Raw genomic sequence first — 18,417 nt, 5'->3', positions numbered from 1 at the left:
GCCCTGCGCGCGTCAGGGGCGACCGTCCGCGTCGCGGACGGTCGGCCGGATGCGGCTCAGCAGCACGAGACCCGATGCCACGCCCGCGAAGATCGCGAGCGCGATCGCGCACGTGACCGCGAACTCCGCGAAGCCCGACACCTGCCGCAGGTCGAGGAAGTAGTACGGGAACCATCCGACGATCGCGCCGCGCCACATCGTGAACCCGCCCCACACGAGCGGGTACACGAGCACGAACGCCACGACGCGCCATGACGCCGCGCGGCGGCCGGGCCCGAAGAGCCACGCGAGGATGGTCCAGATCGGGAGCACGAAGTGCAGCACGACGTCCGACCAGGGCACGTCGATCCGGATGCCGCGCAGCCCCGCCTGCCAGACGATGAGCGCGAAGGCGAGACCGGCCGTGATCGTCCAGCTGAGGATGAGGGCGCGCGCCGTGGTCAGCCAGGGCGGGTCCTCATCGTGTCGGAGGGCGATCACCCCGGCGATCGTCGCGAGCACCGTGAAGGCGATGTTCGACTGGATCGTGAGGTAGGCGAGGAAGTTCTCACCGGCGATCGTCTGCGAGCTGAGGCCCCAGGCGAGCCGGTGGACGAGCGCGACCAGGCACAGGGCCGCCGCCGCCAGGCGAGACCAGCCGAAAGCCGTCCGTGCCGTCACCCTCGCGTCGTCCTCCCGCTGCGGCGCGGCGTGCGCGCGCCACGGCCCGAGTCTACGGAAGCCGCTTCGGGTCGGCGCGCGCGCCGAGCTCGGCGGCGGCGTCGACGAAGAGCTCGCGCATCCACTGGTGCTCGGGGTCGCGGTCGTGCACGGGATGCCACCACATGGCGTTCAGCACGGGCGTCGCGTCGAACGGGAGCGCGAACGTGCGCACCGCCGCCGAGCGCTCCACGATCGGCGCGAGCGCCGACTGCACGATGCCGAGCCGGTCGGTGCCCTCGACGAAGTGGCCGAGGGCGAGGAAGCTCTCGACGACCGCCTCGACGCGCGGCTCGATGCCGAGCTGCTGCAGCTGGCGGCTCGCCGACGTGAACGCCTCGCGCGACTGGTAGGTGAACACCCACGGGCGCTCGGCGAGGTCCTTCATCGTGGCCTGCGCGCCGATGCGCGCGTCGTCGGCGCTCGCGATGCCGACCCAGTCGTCCTGCCACAGATCGGCGTACGGCAGGTCGGTGAGGAAGCCGTGCGGGATGAGCATGGCGTCGGCGGCGCGCAGGCGCGTGGCGGCGTCCTCGACGATGGTCTGGTTGTGGAGCATGAACCGGAAGCGCACGCCCGGCGCCCGCTCGCGGGCGATGCGGCTCACCGTCCGCCCGACCGTCGCGAAGCCGTAGTCCGAACCGAAGATCGCGAACTCGCGCGTGGACTGCTCGGGGTTCCACGCGGCCTGGCTCTCGAAGACCCGACGCGCGGCCTCGAGCGCCGTCGTCGTGTGCTCGGTCAGGCGCATCGCGAGCGGCGTGAGCTCGTACGCGTTGCCGCGTCGCGCCAGGATGGGGTCGTCGAAGTGCGCGCGGAGCCGCGAGAGCGACGCGCTCAGCGCGGGCTGGCTCAGGTGGAGGCGCTCGGCGGCGCGCGTCACGCTGCGCTCGGTGAGCAGCGCGTCGAGCGAGACGAGCAGGTTCAGGTCGAGTCGTGAGAGCAGCGGCTGATCGGGCACGGCGGCGTGGTCCTCGGGTCGGGTCCGCTCGGCGATGAGCGTACCCGGATCGTATCACCGCCGTCGATCACCGGCGCCATCACCATAGCGCCGGTCGATAACGCCTCGATCACGCCGTGAGCACGAGGGCGTCGCCCTGGCCTCCTCCACCGCACAGTGCGACCACGGCGGTCCCTCCGCCGCGGCGCGCGAGCTCGTGGGCGGCGTGCACGACGAGGCGGTTGCCGGAGGCGCCGATCGGGTGCCCGATCGCGATCCCGCCGCCGTGGATGTTCACGATGTCGGACGACAGGCCGAGCTCGCGTGCCGAGTGCGCGACGACGGCGCCGAACGCCTCGTTGATCTCCACGAGATCGAGGTCGGCGACGTCGATGCCCTGCTTCTCGAGGGCACGGCGGATGGCCGCGGCCGGCTGCGCCTGGAGGGAGTTGTCGGGGCCCGCGGTCTGGCCCGATGCTCCGATCGTCGCGAGCGCGCGCCATCCCTCGCGCTCGGCCCGCTCGCGCGTCGTCACGACCACGGCCGACGCGCCGTCGGAGATCTGCGACGAGTTGCCGGCCGTGATGCTCCCGCCCTCGGCGAACGCGGGGCGCAGCCGCGCGAGGGTCTCGACTGTCGTGTCGGGGCGGATCCCCTCGTCCCGCGTCACGACGACGGGCTCGCCCCGACGCTGCGGGATCTCGACTGGCACGATCTCGTCGTCGAACACGCCTGCCTCGGTCGCCGCGGCGGCACGCTGATGCGACAGCGCGGCGACCTCGTCCTGCGCCGCGCGCTCGACCCCGTAGCGCGGGTTGTGGTTCTCGGTCGAGAGCCCCATGCTCACGCCGTCGTACGCGTCGGTGAGTCCGTCGTGCGCCATGTGGTCGAGAACCTCGACCGAGCCGTAGGTCCAGCCCGTGCGCGACCCCATGAGCAGATGCGGGGCGCGCGACATCGACTCCATGCCGGCCGCGACGACGACCTCGGCGTCGCCGACGGCGATCATCCGCGCGGCGTCGATGACGGCCGTCAGCCCCGAGAGGCAGACCTTGTTCACGGAGTGCGACGGGACGTCCCAGCCGATGCCCGCGCCGACCGCGGCCTGGCGGGCGGCGTTCTGGCCTGATCCGGCCGGGAGCACCTGGCCCACGATGACGGCGTCGACCGCGCCGGGCGCGATGCCCGCGCGCTCGAGTGCGCCGCGGATGGCCGCGCTGCCGAGCTGCGGAGCGGTCAGCGACGAGAGCTGCCCGCTCAGCCGCCCCTGCGGGGTCCGCGCTGCGGCGACGATGACGATGTCCTGCGGGTTCATGCTGCCTCCTCCTCGAGGGCGACGATCAGGGTCGGCTGGGTGGCCGCGACGACCTCGTCGAGGGTCACGTCCGGCGCGAGCTCGCGGAGGACGAGCCCGTCCGCGGTCACGTCGATGACGGCGAGGTCGGTGATGATCCGGTCGACGACGCCCCGCCCCGTGAGCGGGAGCGAGCACGCGTCGACGATCTTGGGCGACCCGTCCTTGGCGACGTGCTCCATGAGGACGATGACGCGGCCGGCGCCGTGCACGAGATCCATCGCGCCGCCGGGGCCCTTGACCATCTTGCCGGGGATCATCCAGTTCGCGAGGTCGCCCGACGCCGACACCTGCATGGCGCCGAGGATGGCCGCGTCGATCTTGCCGCCGCGGATCATCCCGAAGCTCAGGCTCGAGTCGAAGAAGGCCGCGCCCGGGAGCGTCGTGACGGTCTCCTTGCCCGCGTTGATGAGATCGGGATCGACGGCGTCCTCGGCCGGGTAGGGCCCGACCCCCAGGATGCCGTTCTCGGACTGGAGCACAAGCGTCACGCCGTCGGGCACGAAGTTCGGGACGAGCGTGGGAAGACCGATGCCGAGGTTCACGTACTCGCCGTCGTGGAGCTCGCGCGCGGCGCGCGCGGCCATCTGAAAGCGGGTGAGTGCCATGTCAGTTCCCCTCGGTCGCGACGGTGCGCTTCTCGATGCGCTTCTCGATGTCGGTGCCCACCTCGACGACCCGGTGCACGAACACGCCGGGCAGGTGCACGGCGTCGGGGTCGAGGGCGCCGGGCTCGACGAGCTCCTCGACCTGCGCGATGCACACGCGGCCCGCCATCGCGGCGAGCGGGTTGAAGTTCCGGGCCGCCTTGCGGAAGACGAGGTTGCCGTGTCGGTCGCCCTTCCAGGCGTGGACGAGCGCGAAGTCGGTCGTGATGGCCTCCTCGAGCACGTACTCGCGCTCGCCGAAGGTGCGGACGTCCTTCGCGGGCGAGGCGACCGCGACTGAGCCGTCGGCGGCGTACCGGCGCGGCAGGCCGCCGTCGGCCACCTGCGTGCCCACGCCCGTCTGCGTGTAGAACGCCGCGATCCCCGCGCCGCCCGCCCGCAGCTTCTCCGCGAGCGTGCCCTGCGGAGTGAGCTCGAGCTCGAGCTCGCCGGAGAGGAACTGCCGCTCGAACTCCCTGTTCTCGCCGACGTACGACGAGGTCATCTTGCGGATGCGGCGAGCGCCGAGGAGCACGCCGAGCCCCCAGTCGTCGACGCCGCAGTTGTTCGAGACGATCGAGAGGTCGGTGGTCCCCTGCGCGAGCAGGGCCTCGATGAGGGCGATGGGGTTGCCCGAGAGCCCGAAGCCGCCGACCGCGATGCTCGCGCCATCCGGGATGTCAGCGACCGCCTCGGCCGCCGTCGGGATCTGCTTGTCGATCACGTCGTGTCACTCCCTCGTCCACCGTCGCGCGCGGCGCCTTCGCCGCTGTCGTTCCTTCGAATCTAGCGCGCGGCGGGGGAGCGGGAGGGGGCGATATCAGCGATCCGAATGCCGGTCATCGGCCGCGCTGAAGAGCGCGCTCGCGGCCCATCGAGTCATAAATCAGAGTGATGCCGGGGATCGAAGAATTCGGGTTCCCTGATAGTCCCGATGGCCGGAGAGTGGATGCAGACCTACCCGAGAAGGGATCGAAGATGATCAAACTGCTTTCGCATCTGTCCTACGTCGCCATCACGACGCCCGACGTCGAGGCGTCGGTGAAGTTCTACGAGGAGCAGGTCGGCCTGCAGGTCGTCGACCGCATCGACGGCGCCGTCTACCTGCGCTGCTGGGGCGACTACTACCGCTACAGCGTCGTCGTCGTCCCGGGCGACGAGCCCGCGCTCGAGACCGCCGCATGGCGCACGACGAGCCCCGAGGCGCTCGAGGAGGCCGTCCGCCGGCTCGAGGCCGAGGGCGTCGATGGCGAGTGGTTCGAGGGGCACGCGATCGGCCGCGCCTACCGCTTCGTCGGCCCGCAGGGTCACCGCATGACGCTGCACTGGGACGTCGAGCACTACGTCTCGGGCGCAGACCAGGCGTCGATCTACCCCGACCGCCCGGCGCGCCGCTCGTCTCACGCGGGCGCCCCGCGCCAGCTCGACCACGTCACGATCGCGGCGCGCGACGTCGACGCGTTCGTCGAGTGGTACGTCCGCGTCCTCGGCTTCCGCTTCATGGCGCGCACCGTGCTCGACGAGGCGCCCATCTCGGTGTTCAGCGTGCTGACGACCAACGAGAAGTCGCACGACCTCGGCGTCGTGCTCGACGGCTCCGACCGCGACGGCCGCATCAACCACTACGCCTTCTGGGTCGACACCCGCGAGGAGCTGCTCATCGCCGCCGACGTGCTCATGGAGAACGGCACGCCGATCGAGTACGGCCCCAACATCCACGGCATCGGCGAGCAGACGTTCCTCTACTACCGCGAGCCCTCGAGCCTGCGCATCGAGCTCAACACGGGCGGCTACCGCAACTACGTGCCGGACTGGGAGGCGAACACGTGGCGCCCCTCGCAGGGCTCGAACAACTTCTACCGCAACGGCGCGATGCCGATGTCGATGACGGAGTCGTTCCCGCCCGCGAACGGCCCGTCCGCCACCGAGGAGGGCGTGCCCGACGAGATCAAGGAAGCCCTGCTCAACCCCTACGCCGTCCAGGGCCGGGGCTGACGCCGACGGAACGCGGGTCGCGCACGCGACCCGCGTTCCCGCGTCCCCAGGGCCGGACTCCGGCCATCCGCTTCATGATGAGGAGATGACGATGACGTCGCACCCGCGGCTCGACAACCGCTTCGCGCTCGCGCGCTACCGTGACGGCGCGGAGGTGCGCCTCGGCCTCGTGGCCGGAGATCGCATCCGGCCCGTGGGGCCCGACGAGCTCGGCGCCCCCGACCTCAACGCGTTCCTCGCGGACGCCTTCGCCGGCTGGGAGCGGATGGCCGCGCTCGCCGAGGCCGACGGCCCATGGCAGCCGCTGGACGAGGTCGTGCTCACGGCGCCGGTCGAGCCGCGCCAGGTGCTGCAGACGGGGGCGAACTACCGTCAGCACGTCATCGAGCTCGTCGCGGCGGGGCTCACGAACAACACCGACCGCACGCCCGAGGAGGCGCGCGCGTTCGCGGCCGACATGATGGACGAGCGCGCGGCGAGCGGCGAGCCGTACTTCTTCATCGGCCTGCCCGCGTGCGTCGTGGGCGACGACGTGCCGCTCGCGCTGCCGCCCTACAGCGAAGTGCACGACTGGGAGCTCGAGCTCGCCGTCGTCATCGGCCGCGAGGCGTTCCGCGTCTCGCGGGAGGACGCGATGGAGCACGTCGCGGGCTACACGATCGTCAACGACATCACGACGCGCGACCTCGTGTTCCGCAAGGACATGAAGGAGATCGGCACCGACTGGTACCGGTCGAAGAACGCGCCCGGCTTCCTGCCGACCGGGCCGTTCCTCGTGCCGGCCGGCCTCGTCGACGAGAAGGACGCGCGCGTGCGCCTCGAGCTCAACGGGCAGACGATGCAGGACTCCTCGACGAGCGATCTCCTCTTCGACATCCCCGCGCTCGTCTCGGCGGCGAGCCAGACGATGCCGCTGCTCCCGGGCGACCTGCTCCTCACGGGCAGCCCCGCGGGCAACGGCCAGCACTGGAAGAGGTTCCTGCGCGACGGCGACGTCATGACCGGGGCGATCTCGGGCCTGGGCGCCCAGGTCGTGCGCTGCGTCGCCGAGGGGACCGCGCGATGACGCCCACCGAGGATCCGCAGGAGCTCGACCGCGCCGACCCCGCCGGCCACATCGCGGCGGCGGCCGAGGCGTACCGGAACTGGGGGCGCTGGGGCGAGGACGACGTCGTCGGCACGCTGAACTTCATCGACGACGCCAAGCGGCGGACGGCCGCCGGCCTCGTGCAGGACGGCCTCGTCGTCTCGCTCGCGCAGTCGTTCGACATGGACGGACCGCAGAAGGGATGGCGACGCCGAACGAACCCCGTGCACACGATGCTCGACACCGGCACCGACGCCGAGCGCGGCGCCCAGGGCTTCCCGCACGGGATCGGGGGCGCCGACGACGTGATCGCGATGCCGCTGCAGTGCTCGACGCAGTGGGACGGCCTCGGCCACATCTTCGACCGCGGCTTCGCGTGGAACGGGCGCCGCGCGGGCGATGTCGTCACGAGCGACGGCGACCTCGTCACGGGCATCGAGCACACGGCCGACCGGCTCGTGAGCCGCGGGGTGCTGCTCGACCTGGGGGCGTTCCTGCGACCCGACACGGGCGAGCTCGAGGACGGCTACGCGATCACGGCCGCCGAGCTCGACGCGTGCATCGCCGCGCAGGGCCCGACGAGCGGCGTGGGCCGCGGCGACATCGTGCTCGTGCGCACCGGCCGGCTCGCACGCGCGCGGCGCGAGGGCTGGGGAGACTACGCGGGCGGCCCCTCGGCCGGGCTGTCGTTCACGACGGCCGGATGGCTGCACCGCTCGGAGATCGCGGCGATCGCGACCGACACGTGGGGCTTCGAGGTGCGCCCGAACGAGTTCGACGCGGCCTTCCAGCCCCTGCACCAGGTCGTCATCCCCAACATGGGGCTCACGGTCGGCGAGATGTGGGATCTCGACCGGCTGGCCGACGCGTGCCGGGAACGGGGACGATGGGAGTTCCTGCTCACCGCGGCGACGATCCCGATCACGGGCGCGGTCGGGTCGCCGGTCAACCCGCTCGCGATCCTCTGACCATCCGACATCCGCGGGCCATCCGCATCAGACACATCCGAGAACGAGGAGGTTCTTCCATGACCGCAGTGACGAAGGTCGCGATCGCCGGGTGCGGCGCCGCCAGCATGGCCGCCGCGATCCCGCTCGCCGAGGCCGGCGTCTCCGTCGACGTGTACGAGCTCAAGCCCGAGCTGTCGGCGCTCGGCTCCGGGATCACGCTGCAGGGCAATGCGCTGCGCGCTCTCGGCCGCCTGGGGGTGTGGGAGCAGGCCGCCGCCCAGGGCTACCCGTTCGAGGGGCTCACCCTGCGCGCGCCGGGCCCGGACGCGCCCGTCATCGCCGAGCTTCCCGAGGTGAAGACCGGCGGCCCCGACTTCCCCGCCTGCATGGGCATGTACCGGCCCGACCTCGCGCGCATCCTCGTCGAGCGCGCCGAGTCGCTCGGCGTGCGCGTGCACTACGGTGCGAAGGTCACCGGCGTGCGCGAGACCGAGGGCGGGGTGCTCGTCGACGTCGGCGGTGCGCCCGTCGGCGAGTACGACCTGCTCATCGGGGCCGACGGCATCCACTCGACCGTGCGCGAACTCATCGGCATCGAGACCCAGCCCGAGCACACGGGCATGGGCATCTGGCGCGCCTTCGTCCCGCGTCCGGCCGAAGTCACGCAGAGCCAGCTCTACTACGGCGGCCCCGCGTACATCGCCGGCTACACGCCCACGGGCGAGGACACGATGTACGCGTTCCTCGTCGAGGACGCCCAGGATCGCTTCGGTGTGGCCCCGGCGGAGGCCGTGGTGATCATGAAGGGGCTCTCGGCGGCCTACGGCGGCCCGTGGAACGCCATCCGCGAGAGCCTGTCCGAGTCGAGCCGCATCAACTACACGTGGTTCACGGCGCACATCCTCGACGGCGCGTGGAACCGCGGCCGCACGGTCGTCATCGGCGACGCTGCGCACAGCTGCCCGCCCACGGTCGCCCAGGGCGCCGCGCAGGCGATGGAGGACGGCATCGTGCTCGCGGAGCTCCTCATCGCCGCCGACACCGTGGACCAGGGCCTCTGGGACGCGTTCCACGCGCGCCGCGTGCCGCGTGCGACCGCGGTCGTCGAGGCGTCGGTGCAGCTCGGACGCTGGCAGCTCGAGCACAACCGCGACGCCGACGCGGCCGGCCTCATCTTCGGCGTCGCGCAGCAGATGGCGCAGCCCGCATGAGCGGCGCGATCGACGTCCACGCGCACCTCCTCCTGCCCGCTCTGCAGGAGGAGGTCGCGCGCCGCGACCCCGACGGCTTCGCGGCCGCGAACGCGCTCGACGCGCGCCGCAACGGGCCGGAGAGCCTGGCCGCATCCGGCCGCATGATCGGCGCGCGCATCCCGCTGCTCACCGACCCGGCCGCGCGCATCGCGGCCATGGACGAGCAGGGGGTCGCGCAGCAGTGGGTGAGCCCGTCGCCGAACCACTTCCATCCGTGGGCCGACGAGGAGCTCGGCGTGTGGATCGCGAAGGAGGCGAACCGGCAGATCGCGGCGCACATCGCGACCGCCCCCGACCGCCTCCGCGGGCTCGGCACCGTGCCGCTGCAGCACCCGTCGCGTCTCGTCGAGTGCCTCGACGACGCGGTGCTCGCGCACGGGCTGCTCGGTGTCGAGATCTCCTCGTTCGCGGGAGACGTCGAGCTGTCGGACGAGCGGCTCGAGCCGTTCTGGGCCCGCGCCGCCGAGCTCAGCGCGATCGTGTTCCTGCACCCGTTCGGATGCTCGCTCGACGAGCGCCTCGACCGGTTCTACCTCTCGAACACCGTGGGGCAGCCCACCGAGAACGCCGTCGCGCTCTCGCACCTCATCTTCGCGGGCGTGCTCGACCGCCATCCGGAGCTGCGGATCGTGGCCGCGCACGGCGGGGGCTACCTGCCGACGGTGATCGGCCGCTCGGATCGCGCGTGGGCGGTGCGCCCCGAGGCGCGGGGCTGCGCCGAGCCGCCGTCGACGTACCTGCGCCGGCTCTGGTTCGACACGGTCGTGCACGACGAGCGCACGCTGCGCGCGCTCGTCGAGGTCGCGGGGGTCGACCGCGTCGTGCTCGGCAGCGACTTCCCGTTCGACATGGGGCTCGACGACCCCGTCGGCTTCGTGCAGGGGGCGGGGCTCGCGGATGCCGATGCCGTGCTCTCCCGCACGGCGGACGCGCTCGCCGCGGGCGTACATGGGGCGGATGCCGCGAGCGCTCCGATCGCGGAGGCGCGGGCATGAGGATCGGGCGGTGGACGCGCGCCGGCCGCGAGGAGGACGGCTTCATCGAGGACGAGGGGGTCATCCCGTTCCCCGACGCGCTCACGGTGGGCGACGTGCTCGCCGCAGGGCTCGGGGCGCTCCCCGCGCTTCGCGAGCGCGCGGGCCATCCGGTCGCGCCCCTCGCCGACGTGACGCTGCGCGCGCCGCTGTCGCCGGCGTCCGTGCGGGACTTCGTCGCGTTCGAGGAGCACGTCGAGGGGGTCAGCGCGTCGGTCGACGGCAAGAGCGAGGTCGTGCCCGAGTGGTACCAGGCGCCGACGTTCTACTTCACGAACCCGCACACGATCGCCGGTCCCGGCGAGACGATCGCCCCGCCCGAGACGCAGCGCCTCGACTTCGAGCTCGAGGTCGCCGCGGTGCTCGGCGGCGCAGGTGCGAACCTCTCGCCGGCCGAGGCGGACGCCGTGATCTTCGGCTACACGATCATGAACGACTGGTCGGCCCGCGACCTGCAGTCGCGGGAGATGAAGGTGCGCCTCGGGCCGTGCAAGGGCAAGGACTTCGCCACGAGCCTCGGCCCGTGGATCGTCACGGCCGACGAGCTCGAGCGCTTCCGCGACGAGGACGGCTTCCTCGCCCTGCGCGCCGAGGTGTCCGTCAACGGCGAGCGGTACGGCGAGGATCTCGTGTCGAACATGGGATGGCCCTTCGCCGAGCTCGTCGCGTACGCCTCGCGCAATGCGCGCGTCGTCCCGGGGGACGTGCTCGGCTCGGGCACCGTCGGCAACGGCGGCTGCCTCGGCGAGCTCTGGGGGCGCGGCAGCACCCTGCCGCCGCTGCGCGAGGGCGACGAGGTGCGGATGACGGTCGAGGGCATCGGCGAGCTCGTCGGGCACGTCGGGGCCCCCGTCCCGGCCCCGCCGATCCCGCCCGCCCGTCCTCGGTCGCGAGCCCGGGCGCGCTGACGGCCGGGGCCGTCAGACCCGCTTCGCGGCGCGGCGCGCGCCCTCGCCGAGGGCCTCGAGCTTGGCCCACGCGATCTGCTCGTGGACGCGGCCGCCCAGGCCGCAGTCGGTCGCGGCGATCACGCGGTCGGGGCCGACGATGCCGCGAAGCGCTCGATGCGCTGCGCGACGAGGTCCGGATGCTCGACGAGGTTCGTCGAGTGACCCACGACGCCCGGCACGAGGACGAGGTCGTCGGGGATGAGATCCCTGTTCTCCTCCCACACCGCCCATTCGTGCTCGTGGCGCACGTTGGCCGCCTCGAACGAGATCTGGCCGACCTTCGCGCCGAGCACGGTGCGGAGGATGTGCTTGAGCTCGATGTCGGTCGTGTGAGGCCCATGCCAAGAGCCCCAGCACAGGTGCAGGCGCACCTGCTCCCTCGGCAGCCCGGCGATGGCCTCGTTGATCGCGTCGATGCGGATCTGCGTGAACGCGAGGTAGTCCTCGACGCTCGGCTCGGGGTTGATCTGGTCCCAGTTCTCCGCGAGCGACGGATCGTCGAGCTGCAGGATGAGACCGGCGTCCGTGATCGCCCGGTACTCCTCCTTCAGGGCGTCCGTCCACGCGCGGATGTGCTCGAGCTCGGTCGCGTAGTAGTCGTTGCGCACGCGTGCGGCGGAACCCGGCGCGATCGCCGTGAGGAATCCGGTCTCGCCCTCGCCGAGCGCGTCGGCGAGGTGGCGGACATCCGCCGCGGTCGCGGCCTGCCCGCGGTACGAGATCGGGCCCGTCGTCGTGGGGAACGCCGTGGCCGTCCGTCCGGTCTCGACGCCGTTCTCCGGGTCGTGGTACACCTCGGCGAAGGCCTGGCGGTCGCGGCGGTCGAGGAACGACGTGAGCACGATGTTGCCCGGCTCGGAGCGGCGGGGCGGCTCGTTGAACGCGTTCACCTCGGTGAGCGAGAGGCCGTCGACGCGCTGGAACGAGTAGCCCCACCATGCGCCGTAGTCGACGGGGCTCGACATCGCCTTGCCGAACTCGCCGTCTCCCGGCTGCGTGATCCCGACCGCGCGCTGGCGCTCGACGACATCGCGCACGGCCTCCGCGACGAGCGCCTCGTACTCGGGCGTCGACGTGAGCGTGAAGCCGTCCTCCTCGAACGTGCGCGCGGCGTTGGCCTCGATGAGGGCCTTCGTGCGCGGCAGGCTTCCGGCGGTCGTCGTCTCGATGGTCGTCATGCTGCTCCTCGCTCCTTCTGCGGGCGTGCCCGCCGTCGCGACGGCGGGCACGGTGCGACTTCCGCATCGCATGTCGAAGAGTGACGGATGGTCGGCCGTTGGGCCCCGACCCCGTACGCGCAATCGGATGGCTGGGGCTCGTGTGCGCGTGTCGTCCCCGGCAGGCGACATCCGCACCACGGGTCCGACGCGGCGTGCGCATGAGTCCGACGCGGCGTGCGCCCGGGGGTCGCGCGGCGAACATCCGCTCGGTACACTGGCCGTATAGCGAACATACGTTCGCACAGCGAACCGATCGAGGAGGAACCGGTGATCGACAAGACCGTCGCGAGCGTCGAGGACGCCGTCGCGGGGATCGCGGACGGCGCGACCGTCATGATCGGCGGCTTCGGGCGCGCCGGACAGCCCGTCGAGCTCATCGACGCGCTCATCGCGCACGGAGCCCGCGACCTCACGATCGTGAACAACAACGCCGGCAACGGGGACACTGGCCTTGCAGCGCTCCTGGCGGCGGGACGCGTGCGCCGGATCGTCTGCTCCTTCCCTCGTCAGAGCGACTCCTGGGTCTTCGACGGTCTGTACCGCGCGGGCGAGATCGAGCTCGAGCTCGTGCCCCAGGGCAATCTCGCCGAGCGGATCCGCGCCGCCGGCGCGGGGATCGGCGCCTTCTTCTCGCCCACGGGCGTCGGCACGCAGCTGGCGGAGGGCAAGGAGCACCGCGACATCGACGGGCGCATGTACGTCCTGGAGTATCCGATCAGGGCCGACGTCGCGCTCATCAGCGCGCACCGCGCCGACCGCTGGGGCAACCTCGTCTACCGCGAGACCGCGCGCAACTTCGGGCCCATCATGGCGACGGCCGCCACGACGACGATCGTCCAGGTCGACGAGGTCGTCGAGCTCGGAGCGCTCGACCCCGAGATGGTCGTGACCCCGGGTCTCTTCGTGGACCGCGTCGTGGCGGTCGGCGAGCGCGCGTGGCTGCGCGACGGCGTCTTCGTCGGAGGCGTCGACATCGAGGGACGTCCGCTCGCCGAGGAGGCCGCACGATGACCACCCGCATCAGCCGCGACGAGCTCGCGGCACGGATCGCCGCCGACATCCCCGAGGGCTCCTACGTGAACCTCGGAATCGGCGCGCCCACCCTCGTGGCGAACTTCCTGCCATCCGATCAGGAGATCATCCTGCACACGGAGAACGGCCTGCTCGGCATGGGCGAGGCTCCTGCCGCCGACCGCGTCGACCCCGACCTCATCAATGCGGGCAAGCAACCCGTGACTGCGCTGCCGGGGGCGGCCTACTTCCACCACGCCGACTCGTTCGCGATGATGCGCGGCGGGCACCTCGACATCTGCGTGCTCGGCGCGTTCCAGGTGTCGGAGCGCGGCGACCTCGCGAACTGGTCGACCGGCGCGCCCGGGGCCATCCCCGCCGTGGGCGGCGCGATGGACCTCGCGATCGGCGCGAAGCAGGTGTTCGTCATGACCGACCTGCTCACGAAGCAGGGCGAGTCGAAGCTCGTGGCCGCCTGCACGTATCCCCTCACGGGCGTCGGCTGCGTCACGCGGGTCTACACCGATCACGCGGTGTTCGATGTGACCGACGAGGGCTTCCGCGTGCGGGAGCTCTTCGGCGACAACACGATCGAGGGCCTCGAGTCCCTCACCGGGCTCTCTCTGCAGGAGGTGGCGGCATGACCGCGAGCTTCGTCTACGACGCCGTCCGCACCCCGTTCGGGCGCGCGGGCGGAGCGCTGTCGGGGGTGCGTCCCGACGACCTCGCCGCCGTCGTCATGAGGGCGACCGTGGACCGCACGGGTCTCGACTCCGCACGGATCGACGACGTCATGTTCGGCGACGCGAATCAGGCCGGCGAGGACAACCGCAACGTCGCGCGCTTCGGTGCGCTGCTCGCGGGGTTCCCCGTGACGGTGCCCGGCGCGACGGCGAACCGCCTCTGCGGCTCGTCGGTCGAGGCGGTCATCCAGGGCTCGCGCGCGATCGAGGCCGGCGACGACCGGATCGTGCTCGCGGGCGGGGTCGAGTCGATGAGCCGCGCGCCGTTCGTCGTGGAGAAGTCGGCCAAGCCGTTCCCGGCGGTCGGAAACCAGACGATGTGGAACACATCGATCGGATGGCGGATGGTCAACCCCGCTCTGCCGCGGGAATGGACGATCTCGAACGGCGAGAGCGCCGAGCTGCTGGCCGAGACCTACGGCATCTCGCGTGACGACCAGGATGCCTTCTCCGTGCGCAGCCACGAGCTCGCGGCCCGCGCGTGGGCCGAGGGTCGCTACGACGCGGAGATCGTGCAGGTCGACGGGCATGAGCTCGCCCGCGACGAGGGCATCCGCGACGGCTCGACCGTCGAGAAGCTCGGCGGCCTCAAGGCGCTGTTCAAGCAGGGCGGCACGGTCACCGCGGGCAACTCCTCGTCGATCAACGACGGGGCGTCGGCCGTGCTCCTCGGCGCCGAGGGGGCCATCGACGCCGAGCCGCTCGCGCGCATCGCCGGCCGAGGCGTCTTCGGAAACGAGCCGCACCTCTTCGGCGTCGCGCCGGTCGAGGCGGCGAACATCGCCCTCCGCCGAGCGGGGAAGACGTGGGCCGACGTCGACCTCGTCGAGCTCAACGAGGCGTTCGCCTCGCAGAGCCTCGCGTGCATCCGTCAGTGGGATATCGACCCCGAGCGCGTGAACATCCACGGCGGCGCGATCGCGATCGGGCATCCGCTCGGCGCCTCGGGCGGACGCATCATCGGGCACGCCGCGCATGAGCTCAAGCGCCGGGGCGGGGGAGTGGCGGTCGCCGCTCTCTGCATCGGCGTCGGGCAGGGGCTGGCCGTCGTCCTCGAGCGCTGAGCCGCAGGCGACGTACGCGGGACCGGGGTGCGTGCATGTCTCGGTTGGCGTGGGAATGGGGCCCGGATAGCCGCACCAGGTGAGACATGGAAGCCCCGCCACCACCCCCATGTCTCATTCCACGCGGGTTTCGGGCCCGGATGGCCGCACCGCGTGAGACACGGGGTGGCTCGGAGGGCGATAGGGTCGCGAGGATGAGCACGAACGACGTCGAAGAGGGCCGCGGCGACTTCGTCCAGTCCTTCGCGCGCGGCCTCGCGGTCATCCGCTCGTTCGACGCGGAGCACCCGAGCCTCACCCTGAGCGAGGTCGCCGCCCGGACGGAGATGACCCGCGCAGCCGCCCGGCGGTTCCTGCTCACGCTCGAGACGCTCGGGTACGTCCGCAGCACGGGGCGGGAGTTCGCGCTCACGCCGCGCGTCCTCGAGCTCGGCTTCAGCTACCTCTCCGCGCTGTCGCTGCCCGAGATCGTCCAGCCCCACCTCGAGCGGCTCTCGCGCGAGGTCGACGAGAGCGTCTCGGCGGCCGTCCTCGACGGCGGCGACATCGTCTACGTCGCGCGCGTTCCGACGCGTCGGATCATGAGCGTCGCGATCACGATCGGCACCCGCTTCCCGGCCTACGCCACGAGCATGGGCCGCGTGCTGCTCGCGCACCTGCCGCAGGATGAGCGCGATGCCCTGCTCGCGGCATCCGCTCTCGAGCCCCTCACCGAGCGCACGATCACCGACCGATCGGCCCTCGCGCGCCGGCTCGACGAGGTCGCGGCCGCGGGATTCGCGATCACGGATGGCGAGCTCGAGTCGGGCGTGCGATCGGTCGCGGCTCCCGTGCGCGGCCGGGATGGCCGGGTCGTCGCGGCGGTGAACGTGTCCGCGAGCGCCGGGCGCGTTCCGATCGAGCGCCTCCGGGACGAGCACCTCCCGCGTCTGATCGCGGCGACGCAGGCGATCGAGGCCGATCTGCGTCTCGTGTGAGCCGTCGCCTCATGCGCATGCGGGAGAGGCGAATGGCGCCGATCGCGCGGTGACGCGATGCTGGAGACGCCGCACCCGCGGCATGACTGCGAAGGAGCACCGTGAAGCACGAGCGCATCGCCCTCCACGACGGACGCGACGACGTGACCCTCACGACGTACGTCCTCGACGACTCCCCGGAGCTGCTCGACGGCCGCGCCCGCCCCGCCGTGCTGATCCTGCCCGGGGGAGCGTACATGGGCTGCTCCGATCGCGAGGCCGAGCCGGTCGCCCTCGCGTTCGCCGCGCTCGGGTATCACGCGTTCGTGCTGCGCTACTCGGTGTACGGCGCGGGCGGGCCGCTCGACTGGAACGTCGATGCTCGCGCGATGGAGCCCCGCGCGCACAGCGTCTTCCCGAACCCGCTCATCGACGTCGCCCTCGCGATGAAGCACATCCGGTCACGGGCGGCGGAGTGGCTCGTCGACGCCGACCGCATCGCGATCGCGGGGTTCTCCGCCGGCGGCCACAACGCCGGCATGTACGGCACGCGATGGCATGACGCCCTCGTCACCGAGGCGGTCGACGCGACCCCGGACGAGCTGCGGCCCGCCGCGCTCATCATGGGCTACGCGCTCAGCGACTACCGCTTCCAGCACGCCCGTCTGGATGCCATGCCGCCCGCGGAGCGCGCCGTCCGCGAGATGGCCGCCGTCGCGTACTTCGCCGAGATCGACCCGGCGCCCGAGCTGCTCGACGCGGCGAGCCCCGCGCTGCACGTGAGCGCGCAGACCCCGCCGACCTTCCTGTGGCACACGGTCGCCGACGCGCTCGTGCCCGTCGAGCACTCCCTCCGGTTCGCGTCGGCATGCGCCGCGCACGGCGTGCCCTTCGAGCTCCACGCCTTCGAGGCGGGGCAGCACGGCCTCTCGCTCGCGACGCGCGCCACCGCCCCTGCCGAGCCGATGATCGACGACGATGCCGCGCACTGGGTGCCGCTCGCGGCCGCGTGGCTGGCCAAGCGCTTCTCCGTCGAGCTCCCCGCGGCGATGCCCTGGGAGTGAGCCGGTCGGCTGTCAGCTCGGCAGCGACGGATGGGCTGAGGTCGGGTGGCGCGGGATGAAGAGCGACAGCGCCACCGCGACCGCGGCCGCGATGATCGCGAGCCAGTAGCAGACGTCGAACGCCTCGCGCGTGGGGATGGTCGCGCCCCCGACCTCGACGCTCATGGCCGCGAGCACGCCGCCCATGACGGCGGACGCGCTCGACGTCCCCACCGAGCGGAAGAGCGCGTTGAGGCCGTTCGACGCCCCGGTCTCGTCGGCGGGCACGGCGCGCATGATGATCATCGGCATGGCGGCGAACGTGAACCCGATCCCGACGCCGATGAGGAGGTTCGCCACGAAGATGTGCCAGATCTCGCTCGACCACAGCAGCACGAACACGTAGGCCAGGACGATGAACGACGCGCCGCCCGTGAACAGCGGCCGCGGCCCGATCGTGCGCTCGAGCCATCCGGACAGCGGCGAGATCACCATCATCACGAGGCCCGCGGGCATGACGATGAGCGCGGCGCCGACCATGTCCATCCCGAAACCGGACCCCGTCTCCGTCGGCAGCTCGAGCATCTGCGGGAACGTCACGTTCGACGAGAACAGCGCGAAGCCCATCCCGATCGCGGCGATGTTCGTGAACAGCACCGCCGGACGAGCCGCGACGCGCAGGTCGAGGAGCGGGTCGCGCGTGCGCAGCTGGTACGCGCCCCACACGCCGAGCACCACGAGCCCGCCGATGACACTGGTGAGCGCGGCGGGCGACGTCCATCCCCATTCCGCGCCGCGGGAGACGAACAGCAGCAGCCCGGTGAGCCCGAGGGCGAGGCCGATCGCGCCCACCACGTCGAGGCGGCCCGGCGCCCGCAGGATGTCCTCCGGCACGTAGGCCAGGACGAGCGCGAGCCCGACGACGCCGAGAGCGGCCGCGAGCCAGAACAGGGAGTGCCAGTCGGCGTTGAGCGCGAGGTACGCCGCGACCGGCATGCCGACGGCTCCGCCGACCCCCATCGTCGCGCTCATGAGCGCAACGGAGGTCCCGAGGCGGTCGGGAGGCAGAACATCGCGCATGATCGCGATGCCGAGCGGCACGACGCCGGTCACCGCTCCCTGCAGGGCGCGGCCGATGATCACCCCGACGATCGAGCTCGAGAGGGCCGCGACGAGGGAGCCCACGATGAGCAGCGCGAGCAGGACGACGATCACCCGCCGCTTGCCGTACATGTCGCCGAGACGCCCGGAGATGGGCGTCGCGACGGCGGCGACGAGCAGGGTGATCGTGATGACCCACGACGTGTCCTCGCGCGACGCGTCGAGGAGCGTCGGCAGCTCGGCCTGGAGCGGCACGACGAGCGTGAACATGAACGCGGAGCACAGGCCCGCGAACGCGAGCACGGCGACCGTGAGCCAGCGCGGCGGGTGGGCGAGCCTGCTTCGGGGTCTGTCGTCGTCGCGCACCTTC

At 72.0% G+C, this 18,417-nt stretch carries 17 protein-coding genes and 1 pseudogene; 11 read left to right on the top strand and 7 right to left on the bottom strand.

Translation table 11 applies throughout. The features are described 5' to 3' along the window. Nucleotides 1–12: 12 nt before the first annotated feature. The 5 genes from M1D56_RS14630 to M1D56_RS14610 all read right to left on the bottom strand — a co-directional run bounded on the left by M1D56_RS14630 (nucleotide 13) and on the right by M1D56_RS14610 (nucleotide 4,364). Nucleotides 13–660, bottom strand: a complete 648-nt coding sequence (locus M1D56_RS14630; protein ID WP_456284004.1) for a Pr6Pr family membrane protein — start codon at nucleotides 658–660, stop codon at nucleotides 13–15. Between the two features lie 52 nt (nucleotides 661–712). Beyond that, nucleotides 713–1,660 (bottom strand): LysR family transcriptional regulator, encoded by a 948-nt coding sequence (locus M1D56_RS14625; protein WP_282978798.1) that lies wholly within the window; start codon nucleotides 1,658–1,660, stop codon nucleotides 713–715. A 109-nt stretch (nucleotides 1,661–1,769) separates the two neighbouring features. Continuing rightward, complete coding sequence (locus M1D56_RS14620; RefSeq protein ID WP_456284003.1) at nucleotides 1,770–2,954, bottom strand: acetyl-CoA C-acetyltransferase; 1,185 nt, start codon at nucleotides 2,952–2,954, stop codon at nucleotides 1,770–1,772. Continuing rightward, nucleotides 2,951–3,601, bottom strand: coding sequence for a CoA transferase subunit B (locus M1D56_RS14615; RefSeq protein ID WP_456284002.1), 651 nt, complete (start codon nucleotides 3,599–3,601; stop codon nucleotides 2,951–2,953). Before M1D56_RS14615 ends, M1D56_RS14620 begins: the two co-directional genes overlap by 4 nt. Before the next feature lies 1 nt (nucleotide 3,602). Continuing rightward, nucleotides 3,603–4,364: a CoA transferase subunit A gene (locus M1D56_RS14610; RefSeq protein WP_271172961.1), complete on the bottom strand. Its 762-nt coding sequence runs from the start codon at nucleotides 4,362–4,364 to the stop codon at nucleotides 3,603–3,605. Between the two features lie 254 nt (nucleotides 4,365–4,618). On the opposite strand from M1D56_RS14610, the gene M1D56_RS14605 reads away from it, so the two are divergent. The 6 genes from M1D56_RS14605 (at nucleotide 4,619) to M1D56_RS14580 (ending at nucleotide 10,867) form a co-directional block, all read left to right on the top strand. Continuing rightward, nucleotides 4,619–5,635 carry a VOC family protein gene (locus tag M1D56_RS14605; RefSeq protein WP_282978794.1) on the top strand — a complete coding sequence of 339 codons (1,017 nt, stop codon included), beginning with the start codon at nucleotides 4,619–4,621 and terminating at the stop codon, nucleotides 5,633–5,635. Between the two features lie 85 nt (nucleotides 5,636–5,720). After that, on the top strand, nucleotides 5,721–6,701 hold the full coding sequence (locus M1D56_RS14600; RefSeq protein WP_456284001.1) for a fumarylacetoacetate hydrolase family protein: 981 nt from the start codon (nucleotides 5,721–5,723) through the stop codon (nucleotides 6,699–6,701). Next, nucleotides 6,698–7,690 carry a cyclase family protein gene (locus M1D56_RS14595; RefSeq protein ID WP_456284000.1) on the top strand — a complete coding sequence of 331 codons (993 nt, stop codon included), beginning with the start codon at nucleotides 6,698–6,700 and terminating at the stop codon, nucleotides 7,688–7,690. The genes M1D56_RS14600 and M1D56_RS14595 overlap by 4 nt, the downstream gene beginning before the upstream one ends. A gap of 59 nt (nucleotides 7,691–7,749) precedes the next feature. Next, entirely contained in the window at nucleotides 7,750–8,883 is a 1,134-nt protein-coding gene (locus M1D56_RS14590; RefSeq protein ID WP_456283999.1) for an FAD-dependent monooxygenase, read from the top strand. Then, nucleotides 8,880–9,920, top strand: a complete 1,041-nt coding sequence (locus tag M1D56_RS14585) for an amidohydrolase family protein (protein WP_456283998.1) — start codon at nucleotides 8,880–8,882, stop codon at nucleotides 9,918–9,920. Before M1D56_RS14590 ends, M1D56_RS14585 begins: the two co-directional genes overlap by 4 nt. Continuing rightward, nucleotides 9,917–10,867, top strand: coding sequence for a fumarylacetoacetate hydrolase family protein (locus M1D56_RS14580; protein ID WP_456283997.1), 951 nt, complete (start codon nucleotides 9,917–9,919; stop codon nucleotides 10,865–10,867). Before M1D56_RS14585 ends, M1D56_RS14580 begins: the two co-directional genes overlap by 4 nt. Before the next feature lie 12 nt (nucleotides 10,868–10,879). On the opposite strand, the pseudogene M1D56_RS14575 reads toward M1D56_RS14580, so the two are convergent. Further along, nucleotides 10,880–12,087 (bottom strand): annotated as a pseudogene (locus tag M1D56_RS14575) (cobalamin-independent methionine synthase II family protein). Nucleotides 12,088–12,396: 309 nt separating this feature from the next. On the opposite strand from M1D56_RS14575, the gene M1D56_RS14570 reads away from it, so the two are divergent. From M1D56_RS14570 to M1D56_RS14550, 5 genes are all read left to right on the top strand, one after another. Next, nucleotides 12,397–13,140, top strand: coding sequence for a 3-oxoacid CoA-transferase subunit A (locus tag M1D56_RS14570; RefSeq protein WP_456283996.1), 744 nt, complete (start codon nucleotides 12,397–12,399; stop codon nucleotides 13,138–13,140). Further along, nucleotides 13,137–13,784, top strand: a complete 648-nt coding sequence (locus tag M1D56_RS14565; protein ID WP_456283995.1) for a 3-oxoacid CoA-transferase subunit B — start codon at nucleotides 13,137–13,139, stop codon at nucleotides 13,782–13,784. The genes M1D56_RS14570 and M1D56_RS14565 overlap by 4 nt, the downstream gene beginning before the upstream one ends. After that, nucleotides 13,781–14,947, top strand: coding sequence for a thiolase family protein (locus M1D56_RS14560; RefSeq protein ID WP_456283994.1), 1,167 nt, complete (start codon nucleotides 13,781–13,783; stop codon nucleotides 14,945–14,947). Before M1D56_RS14565 ends, M1D56_RS14560 begins: the two co-directional genes overlap by 4 nt. A gap of 194 nt (nucleotides 14,948–15,141) precedes the next feature. Continuing rightward, nucleotides 15,142–15,924 carry an IclR family transcriptional regulator domain-containing protein gene (locus M1D56_RS14555; RefSeq protein ID WP_456283993.1) on the top strand — a complete coding sequence of 261 codons (783 nt, stop codon included), beginning with the start codon at nucleotides 15,142–15,144 and terminating at the stop codon, nucleotides 15,922–15,924. A 101-nt stretch (nucleotides 15,925–16,025) separates the two neighbouring features. Further along, nucleotides 16,026–16,967: an alpha/beta hydrolase gene (locus M1D56_RS14550; RefSeq protein WP_456283992.1), complete on the top strand. Its 942-nt coding sequence runs from the start codon at nucleotides 16,026–16,028 to the stop codon at nucleotides 16,965–16,967. Nucleotides 16,968–16,979: 12 nt separating this feature from the next. On the opposite strand, the gene M1D56_RS14545 is transcribed toward M1D56_RS14550, so the two are convergent. After that, nucleotides 16,980–18,413 carry an MFS transporter gene (locus tag M1D56_RS14545; protein ID WP_456283991.1) on the bottom strand — a complete coding sequence of 478 codons (1,434 nt, stop codon included), beginning with the start codon at nucleotides 18,411–18,413 and terminating at the stop codon, nucleotides 16,980–16,982. Nucleotides 18,414–18,417 lie beyond the last annotated feature (4 nt).

This window comes from Microbacterium sp. JZ101 (assembly GCF_053903175.1).
Note: the sequence above shows the minus strand (reverse complement) of the source record. Positions and strands in the feature narration are given on the sequence as shown.

Coding starts and splice junctions, on each gene's coding strand:
- M1D56_RS14620 (WP_456284003.1), bottom strand. CDS start 2,954: ATGAACCCGCAGGACATCGTCATCGTCGCCGCAGCGCGGACCCCGCAG.
- M1D56_RS14615 (WP_456284002.1), bottom strand. CDS start 3,601: ATGGCACTCACCCGCTTTCAGATGGCCGCGCGCGCCGCGCGCGAGCTC.
- M1D56_RS14605 (WP_282978794.1), top strand. CDS start 4,619: ATGATCAAACTGCTTTCGCATCTGTCCTACGTCGCCATCACGACGCCC.
- M1D56_RS14600 (WP_456284001.1), top strand. CDS start 5,721: ATGACGATGACGTCGCACCCGCGGCTCGACAACCGCTTCGCGCTCGCG.
- M1D56_RS14595 (WP_456284000.1), top strand. CDS start 6,698: ATGACGCCCACCGAGGATCCGCAGGAGCTCGACCGCGCCGACCCCGCC.
- M1D56_RS14590 (WP_456283999.1), top strand. CDS start 7,750: ATGACCGCAGTGACGAAGGTCGCGATCGCCGGGTGCGGCGCCGCCAGC.
- M1D56_RS14585 (WP_456283998.1), top strand. CDS start 8,880: ATGAGCGGCGCGATCGACGTCCACGCGCACCTCCTCCTGCCCGCTCTG.
- M1D56_RS14580 (WP_456283997.1), top strand. CDS start 9,917: ATGAGGATCGGGCGGTGGACGCGCGCCGGCCGCGAGGAGGACGGCTTC.
- M1D56_RS14565 (WP_456283995.1), top strand. CDS start 13,137: ATGACCACCCGCATCAGCCGCGACGAGCTCGCGGCACGGATCGCCGCC.
- M1D56_RS14560 (WP_456283994.1), top strand. CDS start 13,781: ATGACCGCGAGCTTCGTCTACGACGCCGTCCGCACCCCGTTCGGGCGC.
- M1D56_RS14555 (WP_456283993.1), top strand. CDS start 15,142: ATGAGCACGAACGACGTCGAAGAGGGCCGCGGCGACTTCGTCCAGTCC.